General features: G+C 60.8%; 15 protein-coding genes and 3 tRNA genes. 12 read left to right on the top strand and 6 right to left on the bottom strand.

Translation table 11 applies throughout. From position 1 onward, the window contains the following. Positions 1–29: 29 nt before the first annotated feature. The 11 genes from truA to H096_RS23830 all read left to right on the top strand — a co-directional run bounded on the left by truA (position 30) and on the right by H096_RS23830 (position 9,283). The gene (gene truA / locus H096_RS23880) at positions 30–854 is read left to right on the top strand and encodes a tRNA pseudouridine(38-40) synthase TruA (RefSeq protein WP_033901798.1); all 825 of its coding nucleotides are present in this window, start codon (positions 30–32) and stop codon (positions 852–854) included. Positions 855–918: 64 nt separating this feature from the next. Next, positions 919–1,539 (top strand): phosphoribosylanthranilate isomerase, encoded by a 621-nt coding sequence (locus H096_RS23875; protein WP_033901797.1) that lies wholly within the window; start codon positions 919–921, stop codon positions 1,537–1,539. Between the two features lie 244 nt (positions 1,540–1,783). Then, complete coding sequence (gene accD / locus H096_RS23870) at positions 1,784–2,704, top strand: acetyl-CoA carboxylase, carboxyltransferase subunit beta (RefSeq protein WP_033901796.1); 921 nt, start codon at positions 1,784–1,786, stop codon at positions 2,702–2,704. After that, positions 2,701–4,008 (top strand): bifunctional tetrahydrofolate synthase/dihydrofolate synthase, encoded by a 1,308-nt coding sequence (folC, locus tag H096_RS23865; RefSeq protein ID WP_033901795.1) that lies wholly within the window; start codon positions 2,701–2,703, stop codon positions 4,006–4,008. Before accD ends, folC begins: the two co-directional genes overlap by 4 nt. Further along, on the top strand, positions 3,992–4,651 hold the full coding sequence (locus tag H096_RS23860; RefSeq protein WP_033901794.1) for an SPOR domain-containing protein: 660 nt from the start codon (positions 3,992–3,994) through the stop codon (positions 4,649–4,651). The genes folC and H096_RS23860 overlap by 17 nt, the downstream gene beginning before the upstream one ends. Before the next feature lie 159 nt (positions 4,652–4,810). Then, on the top strand, positions 4,811–5,368 hold the full coding sequence (locus tag H096_RS23855; protein ID WP_033901793.1) for a CvpA family protein: 558 nt from the start codon (positions 4,811–4,813) through the stop codon (positions 5,366–5,368). A 41-nt stretch (positions 5,369–5,409) separates the two neighbouring features. Next, entirely contained in the window at positions 5,410–6,915 is a 1,506-nt protein-coding gene (gene purF, locus H096_RS23850; RefSeq protein WP_015884965.1) for an amidophosphoribosyltransferase, read from the top strand. A 65-nt stretch (positions 6,916–6,980) separates the two neighbouring features. Continuing rightward, complete coding sequence (locus H096_RS23845; RefSeq protein ID WP_033901792.1) at positions 6,981–8,192, top strand: O-succinylhomoserine sulfhydrylase; 1,212 nt, start codon at positions 6,981–6,983, stop codon at positions 8,190–8,192. Positions 8,193–8,203: 11 nt separating this feature from the next. Continuing rightward, a complete protein-coding gene (locus H096_RS23840; protein WP_033901791.1) occupies positions 8,204–8,968 on the top strand; it encodes an SDR family oxidoreductase in 765 nt (254 codons plus the stop codon). A 107-nt stretch (positions 8,969–9,075) separates the two neighbouring features. Further along, a tRNA-Val gene (locus tag H096_RS23835) sits at positions 9,076–9,151 on the top strand. 55 nt (positions 9,152–9,206) lie between these two features. Continuing rightward, positions 9,207–9,283: transfer RNA gene (locus H096_RS23830), tRNA-Asp, on the top strand. 157 nt (positions 9,284–9,440) lie between these two features. Here the strand turns inward: H096_RS23830 and H096_RS23825 are convergent. Next, positions 9,441–10,724, bottom strand: coding sequence for an FAD-binding oxidoreductase (locus H096_RS23825; RefSeq protein ID WP_033901790.1), 1,284 nt, complete (start codon positions 10,722–10,724; stop codon positions 9,441–9,443). A 184-nt stretch (positions 10,725–10,908) separates the two neighbouring features. Between H096_RS23825 and H096_RS23820 the strand changes: the two genes are divergently transcribed. Further along, positions 10,909–10,985, top strand: a tRNA-Val gene (locus tag H096_RS23820). Between the two features lie 113 nt (positions 10,986–11,098). Here H096_RS23820 and H096_RS23815 read toward each other — a convergent pair. The 5 genes from H096_RS23815 to H096_RS23790 all read right to left on the bottom strand — a co-directional run bounded on the left by H096_RS23815 (position 11,099) and on the right by H096_RS23790 (position 14,815). Continuing rightward, the gene (locus H096_RS23815; RefSeq protein ID WP_033901789.1) at positions 11,099–12,238 is read right to left on the bottom strand and encodes a tyrosine-type recombinase/integrase; all 1,140 of its coding nucleotides are present in this window, start codon (positions 12,236–12,238) and stop codon (positions 11,099–11,101) included. Further along, a complete protein-coding gene (locus H096_RS23810; RefSeq protein ID WP_033901788.1) occupies positions 12,238–12,471 on the bottom strand; it encodes a hypothetical protein in 234 nt (77 codons plus the stop codon). Before H096_RS23810 ends, H096_RS23815 begins: the two co-directional genes overlap by 1 nt. 43 nt (positions 12,472–12,514) lie before the next feature. Further along, the gene (locus H096_RS23805; protein ID WP_033901787.1) at positions 12,515–13,441 is read right to left on the bottom strand and encodes a DHHA1 domain-containing protein; all 927 of its coding nucleotides are present in this window, start codon (positions 13,439–13,441) and stop codon (positions 12,515–12,517) included. Positions 13,442–13,848: 407 nt separating this feature from the next. Further along, positions 13,849–14,178, bottom strand: a complete 330-nt coding sequence (locus H096_RS23795) for a hypothetical protein (protein ID WP_033901786.1) — start codon at positions 14,176–14,178, stop codon at positions 13,849–13,851. Between the two features lie 49 nt (positions 14,179–14,227). Then, positions 14,228–14,815, bottom strand: a complete 588-nt coding sequence (locus H096_RS23790) for a hypothetical protein (RefSeq protein ID WP_033901785.1) — start codon at positions 14,813–14,815, stop codon at positions 14,228–14,230. Positions 14,816–14,832: the final 17 nt, after the last annotated feature.

The raw sequence follows: 14,832 nt of genomic DNA, 5'->3' as shown, positions 1-14,832 counted from the left end.
TGGCAAATATAGATAACGCGGCCGCCGAAATGGCGGCCGCAGGCTTTTACCGCATCGCCCTGGGCGTGGAATACAAAGGCTCGCGCTATCGCGGCTGGCAGCGTCAGGCGTCTGGTGTACTGACGGTGCAGGAAACCCTGGAGAAAGCACTGTCGAAAGTCGCCGATTCGCCGGTGTCGCTGATGTGCGCCGGGCGTACCGATGCGGGCGTGCATGCCTGTGGTCAGGTGGTGCACTTCGACACCCAGGCTGAACGGTCCATGAAGGCCTGGGTGATGGGCGCTAATATCAATTTGCCCCATGACGTCAGCGTCAGTTGGGCCAAGGTCATGCCGGCGCATTTTCATGCGCGCTTCAAGGCCATCGCCCGGCGTTATCGCTATGTGATCTACAACGACCAGATCCGTCCGGCGCACCTCAACGAAGAAATCACCTGGAACCATCGCCCGCTCGACGCCGAGCGCATGGCCGAGGCCGCGCAGCATCTGGTGGGTGTGCACGATTTCAGCGCCTTCCGTGCCGGCCAGTGCCAGGCTAAGTCGCCGATCAAGGAAGTCCATCATCTGCGGGTGACTCGTCACGGCAAGATGATCGTGCTGGATATTCGCGCCGGTGCGTTCCTGCACCATATGGTTCGAAACATTGCCGGGGTGCTGATGACCATCGGCACCGGCGAGCGTCCGGTGGAATGGGCCAGGGAAGTGCTGGAAAGCCGTGTCCGCCGTACGGGCGGGGTCACGGCGCATCCGTTCGGCCTTTACCTGGTGGATGTGGAGTACCGCGACGAGTTCCAATTGCCGGAACGGTTCATCGGGCCACACTTCCTCACAGGTTTCAGCGAACTTGGCGGCTGACGCCCGGAAAAGCTTTTGTTACCATCCGGGACTTTCTCGGTCCAATCCCTGGGGTTTCCACGACATGTCAGCCGTTCGCAGCAAGATTTGCGGGATTACCCGCATAGAAGACGCGCTGGCGGCAGTCGAGGCGGGGGCGGACGCCATTGGTTTCGTGTTCTATGCCAAGAGCCCGCGGGCGGTGAACGTGTTGCAGGCGCGGGCGATCATCGCCGCCTTGCCGCCGTTCGTGACCACCGTGGGGCTGTTCGTCAACGCCAGTCGCTGCGAACTCAACGAGACCCTGGATGCCGTACAGCTGGACATGCTGCAGTTCCACGGCGACGAAACGCCCGACGAATGTGAAAGCTACCAGCGTCCGTATATCAAGGCGTTACGCGTGAAGGCCGGGGATGACATCGCGGCAGCGTGTGCGGCCTATGGTGGCGCTCGCGGGATCCTGCTCGACACCTATGTCGAAGGCGTGCCCGGCGGTACCGGTGAGGCGTTTGATTGGTCGTTGATTCCTGCTGGCTTGAGCCAGCCGATTATCCTGGCCGGCGGGCTCAACCCCGGCAATGTCGGGGCGGCGATAGAGCAGGTGCGCCCCTATGCCGTGGATGTCAGCGGCGGCGTGGAGCAGGGCAAGGGCATCAAGGATCACGACAAGATTCGCGCATTTATGCAAGCTGTGCGCGGGATGTGACGGCTGGCAGTCTGCCGCCGTCCATAACTACCACTGTGTAAAACAGCCCGGCGCCGCCTGAGGGTGGCCTGGAAACGAAGTGGCAACCCTGCACTGGCAGGTTGTCTGGAAGGCTGAGGAGGCATGCGGGAAAAGGCCGGTCGAACGTCTGACCCCGTCCAGCATGTGTCATCGCCACATATGAATTTAGCTCAAGGGCATACGCGGGGCTGTGTTCAAGCCACCGGTACTGGAGAAAGAAAGCATGAGCAACTGGTTAGTAGACAAACTGATCCCTTCGATCATGCGTTCCGAGGTGAAAAAAAGCTCGGTTCCTGAAGGTCTGTGGCACAAGTGCCCATCCTGCGACGCGGTGTTGTACCGTCCGGAGCTGGAAAAGACCCTGGACGTTTGCCCCAAGTGCAACCACCACATGCGTATCGGCGCCCGCGCCCGCATCGACATTTTCCTGGACGCCGAAGGCCGCAACGAGCTGGGTGCCGACCTGGAGCCAGTTGACCGCCTCAAGTTCCGCGACAGCAAGAAGTACAAGGACCGTCTGGTCGGCGCGCAGAAGCAGACCGGCGAGAAGGACGCGCTGATTTCCGTCAGCGGCAAGCTGCTGGGCATGCCTGTCGTGGTGTCGGCGTTCGAGTTCTCCTTCATGGGCGGCTCCATGGGTGCCATCGTCGGTGAGCGCTTTGTCCGCGCCGCCAACTATGCCCTGGAAAACCGTTGCCCGATGATCTGCTTCGCTGCCTCCGGTGGTGCGCGCATGCAGGAGGCCCTGATCTCCCTGATGCAAATGGCCAAGACCTCTGCGGTGTTGGCGCGTCTGCGTGAAGAAGGCGTCCCGTTCATCTCCGTGCTGACCGACCCGGTCTACGGCGGCGTTTCCGCCAGCCTGGCGATGCTGGGTGACGTGATCGTCGGCGAGCCAAAGGCGCTGATCGGCTTTGCCGGCCCGCGTGTGATCGAGCAGACCGTACGTGAAAAACTGCCTGAGGGCTTCCAGCGCAGCGAATTCCTGCTGGAGCACGGTGCGATTGACCTGATCATCCCGCGCGGTGAGTTGCGTCCACGCTTGGGTAACCTGCTGGCACAAATGATGGGTCTGCCGACCCCTGTGTACGTCGCGCCTAAAGTTGAACCAATCGTCGTGCCGCCGGTGCCTGCAAACCTATGACCCAACGTACCCTGGGCGAATGGCTCGCCTACCTTGAGCAGTTGCATCCGTCCGCCATCGACATGGGCCTGGAGCGCTCGCAACAGGTAGCGGCCCGCCTCGGGTTGGGCCGGCCGGCACCCCGTGTGATTACGGTGACCGGCACCAACGGCAAAGGCTCTACCTGTGCCTTTGTCGCGGCGCTGCTACAGGCTCAAGGGCTGAAAGTCGGCGTCTACAATTCCCCGCACCTGCTGCGTTACAACGAGCGGGTGCAGCTCAATGGTGTCGAAGCCACCGATGAGCAACTGTGCGAAGCCTTCGCCGCGCTCGATGCTGGTCGGGGCGAGATTTCCCTGACCTACTTCGAAATGGGCACCCTGGCGGCGTTCTGGCTGTTCGAGCGTGCGCAACTCGATGTGGTGGTGCTGGAAGTCGGCCTGGGCGGGCGTCTGGACACGGTCAACGTGGTGGATGCCGACCTGGCGTTGGTCACCAGTATTGGTGTGGACCACGCCGACTACCTGGGCAATACCCGCGAATCCGTGGCCTACGAAAAAGCCGGGATCTTCCGCCAGGGCAAGCCTGCGCTGTGCGGTGATCTGGATCCGCCGCATACCTTGCTCGACAAGGTGCGCGAGCTGGATTGCCCGTTTTTCCTGCGTGGTCGCGACTTCAATCTGGAAATCGGTGCGCAGCACTGGCAATGGCGTGGGCACGATGCTCGCGGCCAGGCCGTAGAGCTGTGCGACCTGCCGCTGCTGAACCTGCCAATGGAAAACGCCGCGCTCGCACTGCAGGCCTATCTACTGCTGGATCTGCCGTGGAATGCTGAGCAGATTGCCGCCACCTTGCTGGCGACACGTGTAGTCGGGCGATTGGATCGTCGTGAGTTCCAATGGCAAGGCAAGCGCCTGAACCTGTTGCTGGACGTGGGGCATAACCCCCATGCGGCCGAGTACCTGGCGCAACGCTTGTCGCGCACGCCGCCGGTCGGTCGTCGCCTTGCAGTCTTTGGCTTGCTGGCCGATAAGGACCTGGACGGTGTGGTTGCACCCTTGCTGGACAATGTCCAGGCGTGGGCCGTAGCGCCCCTGGATACCTCGCGCAGCCGTCCGGCCGCCGAGCTGCAAGTGGCCTTGCAGAACCTTGGTGCGCCGGTGGCGTCGTATGCAAGCGTGACCGCTGCCCTTGAAGCGCAGTGCGTCGTTGCCACCCCCGATGACGAGATTCTGTTGTTCGGGTCATTTTATTGTGTTGCCGAGGCGCTCGAGTGGTTGGCCCGGCGCTCCACGGAGGAAGCTGCACATGGCATTACTGGATAGCGCATACAAGCAGCGAATGGTCGGAGCCCTGGTGTTGGTGGCGTTGGCGGTGATTTTCCTGCCGATGCTGTTCTCGCGTCAGGACGAAGAGCGCCAAGTGGTCGTCGAAGCCCCGGCTGCGCCACAGGCGCCGGCGGTGCCGCAAGTACAGGTTGAGCCGGTGGTGGTGCCTGAGCCCCAGGCCTTGCCGGAAGAAGAGCCGGTGCCTACCGATGCGGAGGTTGCCGCCCAGCAAGCCCCGTCGATGCCGGTTCAGCCGAGCGTGCCGGTGGTCAAGCCAGCACCTGCGCCGACCGTAGCGGCCAAGCCTGCCGCGCCTGCGCCCGCACCTAAGCCGGTAGCGCCGCAACCGGCGGCACCGGGCAAGCCGGATGTGGGGCAGAGCCGTATTGATCCGAATGGCCTGCCGATCAGCTGGTCTATTCAAGTCGCCAGTCTGGGCAATCGCGAAGGTGCTGACGCTTTGCAGAAGAAGCTGCGCAGTCAAGGCTACAACGCTTACATCCGCAGCGCCGATGGCAAGAATCGTGTGTTTATCGGCCCGCTGATCGAGCGTGCCGAAGCGGATCGCCTGCGAGACTTGCTGGATCGCCAGCAGAACCTCAAGGGGTTTGTCACCCGTTTCCAGCCTGAGCGCGGCTGAGTAACTGCCGATTCCGGTTGGAAATGCGGGTCAAATGTGGGGTTGAGATCGGATTCGCTCGCCCCAAACTACTGATTTGCAAGGCACTGACAATCACAGCTTACCGACAGCCCGACGCTCTGCTAAAATGCGCCGCCTCATCTGTCCGTAGGCTGAACTGTGCCATTTACCTGGGTTGATTGGGCGATCGTCGCAATCGTCGCCATCTCCGCTTTGATCAGTCTAAGCCGCGGCTTCGTAAAAGAAGCACTGTCGTTGCTGGCCTGGATCATCGCAGGAGTCGTAGCCTGGATGTTCGGCGGTTCATTGTCGGTCTACCTGGCCGGATACATCGAGACACCTTCGGCTCGCGTCATCGCGGGCTGCGCCATCATGTTCATCGCCACGCTGCTGGTGGGAGCAATGGTCAATTATCTTATCGGCGAGTTGATACGTGTCGCCGGCCTCTCCGGGACCGATCGATTTCTCGGCATGGCCTTCGGCGCCGCGCGTGGCGCGTTGCTGGTGGTCGTGGCAGTCGGGCTGTTGAGCCTGGGGCCGGTACAGCAGGATTCGTGGTGGCAGGAGTCGGTACTCGTGCCAAAATTTCTATTGGTTGCAGATTGGTCCAAGAACCTCATTTTGGGGTGGAGCAGTCAGTGGCTGGCCAGCGGAATCAGCGTACCCGCTGATCTTCCGTTCAAGGAACACCTCTTGCCGGCCAAAACGCCTCAGTAAGCTGTGTTCAGTCAAGATTCATTAAGTAGGGGTTGCGTCGCATGTGTGGCATCGTCGGTATCGTCGGTAAGTCGAACGTCAATCAGGCGCTGTATGACGCGCTAACCGTCCTCCAGCACCGCGGCCAGGACGCTGCCGGTATTGTGACCAGCCACGACGGCCGGTTATTCCTGCGCAAGGACAATGGCCTGGTGCGTGACGTGTTCCATCAGCGTCACATGCAGCGCCTGGTCGGGCACATGGGCATTGGCCATGTGCGTTACCCGACCGCCGGTAGCTCGACCTCGGCCGAAGCTCAACCGTTTTACGTCAACTCGCCTTACGGCATCACCCTGGCGCATAACGGTAACCTGACCAACGTTGAACAACTGGCCAAGGAGATTTACGAATCTGACCTGCGCCACGTCAACACCAGCTCCGACTCGGAAGTGCTGCTCAACGTGTTCGCTCATGAGCTGGCCCAGCGCGGCAAGCTGCAGCCGACCGAAGAAGACGTGTTCGCCGCCGTCACTGACGTGCACAACCGTTGCGTCGGTGGTTACGCCGTGGTGGCCATGGTTACCGGTTATGGCATCGTCGGCTTCCGTGACCCGCATGGCATCCGTCCGATCGTGTTCGGCCAGCGTCACACCGACGAAGGCGTCGAGTACATGATCGCGTCCGAAAGCGTGTCCCTGGACGTGCTGGGCTTCACCCTGATCCGCGACCTTGCGCCGGGCGAAGCGGTGTACATCACCGAAGACGGCAAGCTGCACACCCGTCAGTGCGCCGTGGCACCTAAACTCACCCCGTGCATCTTCGAACACGTCTACCTGGCGCGTCCGGATTCGATCATCGACGGTGTCTCGGTGTACAAGGCGCGTCTGCGCATGGGCGAGAAGCTGGCCGAGAAGATCCTGCGCGAGCGTCCTGAGCACGACATCGACGTGGTGATCCCGATCCCGGACACCAGCCGCACCGCTGCGCTTGAGCTGGCCAACCACTTGGGCGTCAAGTTCCGCGAAGGCTTCGTGAAGAACCGCTACATCGGCCGTACCTTCATCATGCCGGGTCAGGCGGCACGCAAGAAGTCGGTGCGTCAGAAGCTCAACGCCATCGAGCTGGAGTTTCGCGGCAAGAACGTAATGCTGGTGGATGACTCCATCGTGCGCGGGACTACCTGCAAGCAGATCATCCAGATGGCCCGCGAAGCCGGCGCGAAGAACGTGTACTTCTGTTCCGCAGCGCCTGCCGTGCGTTACCCGAACGTCTACGGCATCGACATGCCGAGCGCCCATGAGCTGATCGCTCACAACCGTTCGACCCAGGACGTGGCCGACCTGATCGGCGCTGATTGGCTGATCTACCAGGACCTGCCGGACCTGATCGAGGCGGTCGGCGGTGGCAAGATCAAGATCGACCAGTTCGACTGCGCCGTGTTCGACGGCAAGTATGTGACTGGTGATGTCGATGAGGCTTACCTGAACAAGATCGAGCAGGCGCGTAACGACTCGTCGAAGATCAAGACCCAGGCGGTCAGCGCGATCATCGACCTGTACAACAACTGAGTGACAACCGGCCCTGAGGGGCCGGTTTTGTATCTTAAATAAAGAATTGAGTAAGGAGTCGCAGCATGAGTCAGGAATGGGATGCCGGTCGGTTGGACAGCGACCTCGATGGCGTAGCTTTCGATACCCTGGCTGTGCGCGCCGGCCAGCACCGCACCCCGGAAGCTGAGCACGGTGACCCGATGTTCTTCACCTCCAGCTATGTGTTCCGCACGGCGGCCGATGCTGCTGCGCGCTTTGCTGGCGAAGTGCCGGGCAACGTGTATTCGCGTTATACCAACCCGACCGTGCGCGCGTTCGAAGAGCGTCTCGCGGCACTGGAAGGCGCTGAGCAGGCGGTGGCCACGGCCACTGGCATGGCGGCGATCCTGGCGGTGGTGATGAGCCTATGCAGTGCCGGCGACCATGTGCTGGTATCGCGCAGTGTGTTCGGTTCGACCATCAGCCTGTTCGAGAAGTACTTCAAGCGCTTCGGCATCGAAGTGGACTACGTGCCCCTGGCGGATCTTTCCGGTTGGGATGCGGCGATCAAGGCCAACACCAAGTTGCTGTTCGTCGAGTCGCCGTCCAATCCATTGGCCGAGCTGGTGGATATCGCTGCGTTGTCCGAAGTGGCGCATGCCAAGGGCGCGATGCTGGTCGTAGACAACTGCTTCTGCACCCCGGCGCTGCAGCAGCCGTTGAAGCTGGGTGCGGACATTGTCGTGCACTCGGCGACCAAGTTCATCGACGGCCAAGGTCGTTGCATGGGTGGCGTGGTCGCGGGTCGCAGCGAGCAGATGAAAGAAGTCGTCGGCTTCCTGCGCACGGCTGGCCCGACCTTGAGCCCGTTCAACGCGTGGATCTTCCTCAAGGGGCTTGAGACCCTCAACCTGCGGATGAAGGCCCACTGCGCCAACGCCCAGGCTTTGGCCGAGTGGCTGGAGCAGCAGGACGGTATCGAAAAGGTGCATTACGCCGGTCTCAAGAGCCACCCGCAACACGAGTTGGCCCAGCGTCAGCAGCGTGGTTTCGGGGCGGTGGTGAGCTTTGAGGTGAAGGGTGGCAAAGAGGGCGCATGGCGCTTTATCGATGCGACCCGTCTGATCTCCATCACTGCCAACCTGGGTGACAGCAAGACCACCATTACTCATCCGAGCACCACTTCCCATGGTCGTCTGGCACCGCAGGAGCGTGAAGCGGCTGGTATCCGTGACAGCCTGATCCGCATTGCGGTCGGCCTGGAAGATGTTGCTGACTTGCAAGCTGACCTGGCTCGCGGGCTGGCGGCCTTGTGATCGAGTGGTCCATGGAAGCTGCGGCAGCCAGTAACGGGCGTGTCGCGCTGGTGACGGGCGCCGCGCGGGGCATTGGCCTTGGGATTGCCGCGTGGTTGATCAGCGAAGGCTGGCAGGTAGTGTTGACCGACCTGGACCGTGAGCGCGGCTCCAAGGTGTCCAAGGTGCTGGGTGATAACGCCTGGTTTATCAGCATGGACGTGGCCGACGAAAAGCAGGTGGCCCAAGGTGTTGCCGAGGTATTGGGGCAGTTTGGGCGCCTGGACGCATTGGTCTGCAATGCGGCGGTGGCTGACCCGCGCAATATCACCCTGGAAAGCCTCGACCTGGCGTACTGGAATCGAGTGCTTGCGGTGAATCTCAGTGGGCCGATGTTGCTGGCCAAGCACTGTGCGCCTTACCTGCGCGCCCATGGCGGTGCCATCGTCAACCTGGCATCCACCCGGGCTCGCCAGTCTGAGCCGGACACCGAAGCCTACGCGGCGAGCAAGGGTGGCCTGCTGGCCCTTACGCACGCCCTGGCAATGAGCTTGGGCCCGGAAGTGCGGGTCAATGCGGTCAGCCCTGGCTGGATCGATGCGCGTGATCCGGCTGCGCGTCGCGCCGAGCCGTTGAGTGACGCTGATCATGCGCAACATCCGGCGGGCAGGGTAGGCACTGTAGAAGACGTGGCGGCGATGGTGGCGTGGCTGCTGTCGCGCCAGGCGGGGTTTGTCACCGGGCAAGAGTTTGTCGTGGACGGTGGCATGAGCAAGAAGATGATTTACAGCGAGTAGGGCGGGTAGCCGTCTTGAAGCAATTTTGTCTTTTTCAGAAAAACTTCAAGCAGGCTATTGACTTAGGTCCGATACCTGCGTAAATTTCGCGGCCTCAACGAAGCAAAGGGTGATTAGCTCAGCTGGGAGAGCATCTGCCTTACAAGCAGAGGGTCGGCGGTTCGATCCCGTCATCACCCACCACTTCTTGAGAGTTTTGCCCCAGGGCAAGACGCAACGTTAAAGGTTGCACCGACGCGCAGCGGTAGTTCAGTCGGTTAGAATACCGGCCTGTCACGCCGGGGGTCGCGGGTTCGAGTCCCGTCCGCTGCGCCATATCTGCCTCAAGGCCCACTGAACGCCTTGGAGCACAAAGCAAGCCTCTGGCTACTTTGATCCGATAGCAAAGACCCTGGTCGAAAGACCGGGGTTTTTTGTGTCTGCGATTTGGTGGTTCATGATGGGCGCCAGCTTGCCGGCACCCATCGCGCTATCAGAAACCCAGCTTGTCCCGTAGCCCGTAGTACCAGGCGCCCATTGCCGCGAACGGCGTGCGCAACAGTTGCCCGCCCGGGAACGGGTAGTGCGGCAGGTCGGCAAACGCGTCAAAACGCTCTGCCTGGCCTCTGAGTGCCTCCGCCAGTACCTTGCCGGCCAGGTGCGTATACGTCACGCCATGGCCACTGCAGCCTTGTGAGTAGTAGATGTTATCGCCCAAGCGTCCCACCTGCGGCAGGCGCGACAGGGTCAGCAGGAAATTACCGGTCCAGGCGTAGTCGATCTTCACGTCCTTGAGCTGCGGGAACGCCTTGAGCATCTTCGGACGGATGATCGCCTCGATGTTCGCCGGGTCACGCGCGCCATACACCACGCCACCACCAAAGATCAGGCGCTTGTCGCTGGTGAGTCGATAGTAGTCGAGCAAATAGTTACAGTCTTCGACGCAGTAATCCTGCGGCAGCAGCGTCTTTGCGAGATCGTCACCCAGAGGCGCTGTGGTGATCACTTGCGTGCCACAGGGCATCGACTTGGCTGCCAGCTCCGGCACCAGGTTGCCCAGGTAGGCATTGCCCGCGACGATAACGAACTTGGCCCTGACCTTGCCCTCGGCGGTATGCACCACTGGGTTGGCGCCGCGCTCGATTCGCACGGCTGCCGATTGCTCGTAGATTGTGCCGCCCAAAGATTCCACGGCCGCCGCTTCGCCGAGTGCCAGGTTGAGCGGGTGGATGTGGCCGCCGCTCATGTCCAGCAAACCGCCCACATAGTTGTCGCAGGCAACCACTTCGCGGATACGGCGCTCGTCCAGCAACTCCAGCTGCGTATGACCGTAGCGCTCCCACAGGCGCTTCTGCGACTCCAGGTGGCCCATGTGCTTGCTGTTGAGCGCGGCGAATACACCGCCGTCCTTCAGGTCGCACTGGATCTGGTACTTGGCGACGCGCTCGCGGATGATCCTGCCGCCTTCGAACGCCATCTCTCCCAGCAGTTGTGCCTGTTTGGGCCCGACGCTGCGCTCGATCACATCGATATCACGGCTGTAGCTGTTGACGATCTGCCCACCGTTGCGGCCCGAGGCGCCAAACCCCACCTTGGCGGCTTCCAGCACCGTCACGCGAAAACCGTTCTCCAGCAGGAACAGCGCGCTGGAGAGGCCGGTGTAGCCGGCACCAATCACGCATACATCGGTTTCGACCTCACCTTGCAGCACCGGGCGAGGTGGAACGGCATTCGCGGACGCGGCGTAATACGACTGGGGGTAGGGGGTGTTCGCCATCCTGGAACCTCTGTTTTATATTTTTTACGAGTGCGTCGATCCTACCTGAGTTGAAAATTGCCTGCCAGCCACCCGAAATTCACGGGCGTGCTCCGCGCAAATAAAAAATTCGCATATTCATAGGGTTAGCTGCAAAAAAGATGTTGACACCCCTCCGGAATTCCGTAGAATGCCGCCTCACAGCAGGCACGTAGCTCAGTTGGTTAGAGCACCACCTTGACATGGTGGGGGTCGTTGGTTCGAGTCCAATCGCGCCTACCAAACAAAATCCGCTCTGCTGGGCGGTCTAGAAGGGCTCACCGAAAGGTGGGCCCTTTTTTGTCGTCTGTTGTTTGGGCAAACATTGGGAATACTTTGGGCAAACGACCACCGAGCTACGCTTTTAGGTCGGCGCTCACCTTCATGTAAATCACTGCGTCCTCCCCGTGGCCCGCCTGATAGTGCTCCGTCATTTTCACGTCTGCGTGCCCCATCAATCCCTGTATGTATTCCTGCGCAAATCCCTGCTGCTCGTACAGCCATGCACCCAGTGCGCGAATCTCGTGAAACGTAGGTCGCTCACCGGCTGGCACATCGCTGTATGCTTGCGAGTCGTCTCGCGCCTGGGCGAATGACTTGGTGAGGTAGTCGGCCGTCACGGCGTTCCAATGCAGCTTGGCGTCCAGCTGCGTCCGCTTGCGCGCCTTGGGCGAGTAGTGGATCAGGTACGGGCAAACGACCGGTGACTTCATGCACTCCAGCACCACCTCTCGCAGAGCCTGGCCCATGACAATCTCCAGGTGCACGGGCTTGCCGTAATTCTGCGTCTTCCCGGGTGACACCTTGATGGTGTTCTGCTCGAGGTCAACGGCCGACTTTGGCCACATCACGATGTCCTCCCTTCGCTGCAGGCTGAGTAAGCCCAGCCGAATTGCACGCTTCAGCCAAACCGGCGTACCGACGTAGGCCAGGATCTTGTTCAGCCCCTCGACCGTATGCCGCTGCCGCTTCTTCTCTGCCTCCTTTTTCACCAGCGTCAGTTCGGCTGAGTTGCGATCGCACAGCCCCTTGGCCACCGCGAAGGCAAACACTTGGACCAGCAGCCCCCGGTGCTTCGTGTATGCGTTGTTTTCGAAACCGTCCAGGTACTCAGCCACAGTCAGCACGTCTAGCTGCCCCATCATCAGATCACCCAGGTCCTCGCGGTACCTGGCCAACTTGAATCTGATCTCCTTTAGGGTGCTGGCGGCGTAGGTCTTGGTCGTCAGCCATTCGTTTTCGAAGCGCTCCAAGCAGGTCTTGAACTTGGGGGCGACATCGCCGGTAAGCATCTCCAGCAGCGCCCCGTCGTCGGCCAACAGCGGGAGCAGCTTGGCGTTCGCCGCATTCGCCAGCTTGATCGCCTCGGCCATCGGCTTGTTGATGCTGGTCTTCTTGCCGGTGACCGGGTTCTTGTACTGCCAGTATTTCCCGTTGGGATACAGGTTTGCCGGCAAGGCCCTGTTCTTTGCCGTCCTGGCGCGTGGGGGAGCCATCAGCCCACCTCCATCATCTTGGCCAACAGCGGGTCATTCGACCCAATCACTGCGGCCTGCAGGTCCACGAAATACATCCCGCCTTTTACCTCGCCTATCACTTCGCCTTCCTCGATCCATTTCTTCAGTTGTTGCAGGCTGGGCTTTCCGCCGGCGTAGCGCAGCTTCCGGTATTCGCCGGCCTCCATGAGGCGCGGCAGCCTGGCTGTAATTTGAGCGATGACTTTTGCCATGATGATGCTCCGCGCCGTGCAGGTCGGCAGAAGTAGGGAATGGTTACAAGGTCAGTTCGTGGCCGAACGGGACGCGGAAGCCGGAGGCATTGCGGTGGCCGCCCCCGCCGTATTGCTTGGCAATCTCGGAAACGTCGAGGCCTTCGTCTGTGCTGCGCAGGCTGAACGAGCGGCCGTCCGGCGTATCCCAGTAGCAGGCGGCGAAAGGCTCGCCCTGTGCCATGAGATGGCCGGCATCGCTGGTCAGCGTGTACGGGAGGCTGGCAGCTGGCACATCATGGCCACCGATCACCAGGCGTCGCTTTGTTACGGAGACCAGCTCGGCGACGTCCTTGTGGTGCTTGCGCTCGATCGCTGCGCCATCGGACCGGAGTGCTTGCACGTCGGCTGCCATCAGTTGGTCCCAGACCTCGAAGTCATAGGGGTAACTGAAGAGATTGGCCTGGATCTCGCGAGTGCCGTCCAGCTTGAACAGCCACAGGTCGCGATCCTCGATGTGGCGAAGGAGCTGCGGAGGTTCCTGATCAGGAAAGAAATGATCCCAGGCCAGCATGGCTCCGCTGCGGTTCATGTCGAAGCAGCAGGCAATGGCTGGACCATTTTGCGAGTTAGCCATGTCGTGCGCCGTCTTCCAGCCGAGCAAAGGAGACCCGTCATCGTGCCGGGTGTCTTCTTCTATTCCAGCGTGAAATGGCTCAAAGCGGGCAAGGTCTTCAGCCGCGCTTTTATGGTGGTCGAGTACGATAATACTGTTCGCCTTATACGCGAGCGCCGCCAGCACGTCGTACTTGTAGCTGAAGTCAACGAGGATCACGTCTTTACCCGTGACATCAGGCGGCTCTTGGCCGTAAACGCCGGGCACAAACTCGACGTCAGCGCCGAGCGCTTTCCGGACAACCCAAGCAGCACCGAAGCCATCGGCGCAGTTTCCGTGATAGATGCACATCGTTTTGCGTTGAATCTCAGACATAGGAATACCTCGCCCGCCGCTCACCGGCAGGTATGTAGGGGAATGGAGTAATGGCGTTTTGCTGATATTTAAAGTGCGTGGGGTTTGGTGTACAAAAAGGCTCAACTAAGTTCGTGATGAGGCATGGACGTGTCACACAATCTTGATGCCCCGATTGCTCACGCTTACCGGGGGCACGTAATGTTTCTAAAGTTCGATTGGCGACGTCCGAACGACGACGTTCCGGTCGCGGCCACGATCATCGAGCCTGCACCCATCAGTGGCTTAGGCGAGGTTGCTGCTGAGTTGAAGGGGCCGTGGCCTGACTACCCATCCGCGCTCGATGAGGCTATGGCCGCTGCTGAGCGCTGGATCGACAGCCAGCTACCCTGAGTCGGCTCACCGGCAGGCATGTACGGGGATTGGGGTTAAACGAGTTCGGCGGGGACGCTGACGGTGTTGCCGGAAAGTTTCAGCAGGACGGCGCGACATACAGCAATCGCCCTGGTATCACCGGCAACGCGCTGGAATGGATCGCGCTTCGTGTCAGCCAGCCAGTTATCGATGTGTCCCGGCTCAACCCAGACGGCGTACTTCGCGATCAGGCGCTCGCATTGGACGTCGTCCACCGGTGGTGCGCAGAAGGCCAGCAGCAGTTGTCCTGCCGGCGGCGATGCTGGACCTTCAATTGATTCGATAGCCCAGCCAAGCGCGGGGCCGGACAGGCCTTCGATTTGAACGCTGACCATTCCGCTCATGGCCTTGGCCCCTTGTAGATGAACTCGTAGGCGAACCAGAGGGTGGCGATCATGGCGTCACCCGTGCCGCCTCGATTTCATCGATGAGAGATTGCGGGAGCTGTGCGACATACTCGCCTTCGGACCACGACAAGGGCTCGGACTGGCGGATCATCTCGTTCAAAAGCTCGAACGCCGCGAGCAATTGGTCGTCGCGGATCTCGCCGTCCTCCGGCAGGTCATCGCAGAAGTGGTCTGCCGGATCGATCGGGCTGGGGTAGTTTGGTTCGCAGATGCAAAGCTGCAGGTCATCCAGGTCGACATCGCTTTCGATCAGGTAGTCGCGCAGGCTGTCCTCATCGAAGAAGTACTGGTCGCTGTCGAAGAACACCAGCGGCTCCCCCGACCACTCTTTGATGGGCATCGCCGCAAACTTCGCTTGGCGCCTTGCCTGGTGGCATTCCTTGCAGTAGCTGTTTACCTCATAAATTTTGTGCTCAGGATTCGCTTCGCAGCGGCGGTGAGTTGCGCCGGAATAGCGGGCGAGGTCCTCATTGCTGCCGAAAAAACGACCATCAGCAGAAACCCAGCCGGTTATCGTTTTGAGGCTGGCTGCTTCAGGCGCGTCGTACATGATGATTGGCTTTTGTGCAGGCATGACTTCGTCCTTGCCGC

Origin of the sequence: Pseudomonas sp. FH1, assembly GCF_000510895.2 — a bacterium.
GTDB lineage: Bacteria > Pseudomonadota > Gammaproteobacteria > Pseudomonadales > Pseudomonadaceae > Aquipseudomonas > Aquipseudomonas azotoformans_A.
Note: the sequence above shows the minus strand (reverse complement) of the source record. Positions and strands in the feature narration are given on the sequence as shown.

What these genes read in the sequence shown, in the direction of transcription:
- truA (WP_033901798.1), top strand. Translation starts at nt 30, where the DNA reads ATGGCGGCCGCAGGCTTTTACCGCATCGCCCTGGGCGTGGAATACAAA.
- H096_RS23875 (WP_033901797.1), top strand. Translation starts at nt 919, where the DNA reads ATGTCAGCCGTTCGCAGCAAGATTTGCGGGATTACCCGCATAGAAGAC.
- accD (WP_033901796.1), top strand. Translation starts at nt 1,784, where the DNA reads ATGAGCAACTGGTTAGTAGACAAACTGATCCCTTCGATCATGCGTTCC.
- folC (WP_033901795.1), top strand. Translation starts at nt 2,701, where the DNA reads ATGACCCAACGTACCCTGGGCGAATGGCTCGCCTACCTTGAGCAGTTG.
- H096_RS23860 (WP_033901794.1), top strand. Translation starts at nt 3,992, where the DNA reads ATGGCATTACTGGATAGCGCATACAAGCAGCGAATGGTCGGAGCCCTG.
- purF (WP_015884965.1), top strand. Translation starts at nt 5,410, where the DNA reads ATGTGTGGCATCGTCGGTATCGTCGGTAAGTCGAACGTCAATCAGGCG.
- H096_RS23845 (WP_033901792.1), top strand. Translation starts at nt 6,981, where the DNA reads ATGAGTCAGGAATGGGATGCCGGTCGGTTGGACAGCGACCTCGATGGC.
- H096_RS23840 (WP_033901791.1), top strand. Translation starts at nt 8,204, where the DNA reads ATGGAAGCTGCGGCAGCCAGTAACGGGCGTGTCGCGCTGGTGACGGGC.
- H096_RS23825 (WP_033901790.1), bottom strand. Translation starts at nt 10,724, where the DNA reads ATGGCGAACACCCCCTACCCCCAGTCGTATTACGCCGCGTCCGCGAAT.
- H096_RS23815 (WP_033901789.1), bottom strand. Translation starts at nt 12,238, where the DNA reads ATGGCTCCCCCACGCGCCAGGACGGCAAAGAACAGGGCCTTGCCGGCA.
- H096_RS23810 (WP_033901788.1), bottom strand. Translation starts at nt 12,471, where the DNA reads ATGGCAAAAGTCATCGCTCAAATTACAGCCAGGCTGCCGCGCCTCATG.
- H096_RS23805 (WP_033901787.1), bottom strand. Translation starts at nt 13,441, where the DNA reads ATGTCTGAGATTCAACGCAAAACGATGTGCATCTATCACGGAAACTGC.
- H096_RS23795 (WP_033901786.1), bottom strand. Translation starts at nt 14,178, where the DNA reads ATGAGCGGAATGGTCAGCGTTCAAATCGAAGGCCTGTCCGGCCCCGCG.
- H096_RS23790 (WP_033901785.1), bottom strand. Translation starts at nt 14,815, where the DNA reads ATGCCTGCACAAAAGCCAATCATCATGTACGACGCGCCTGAAGCAGCC.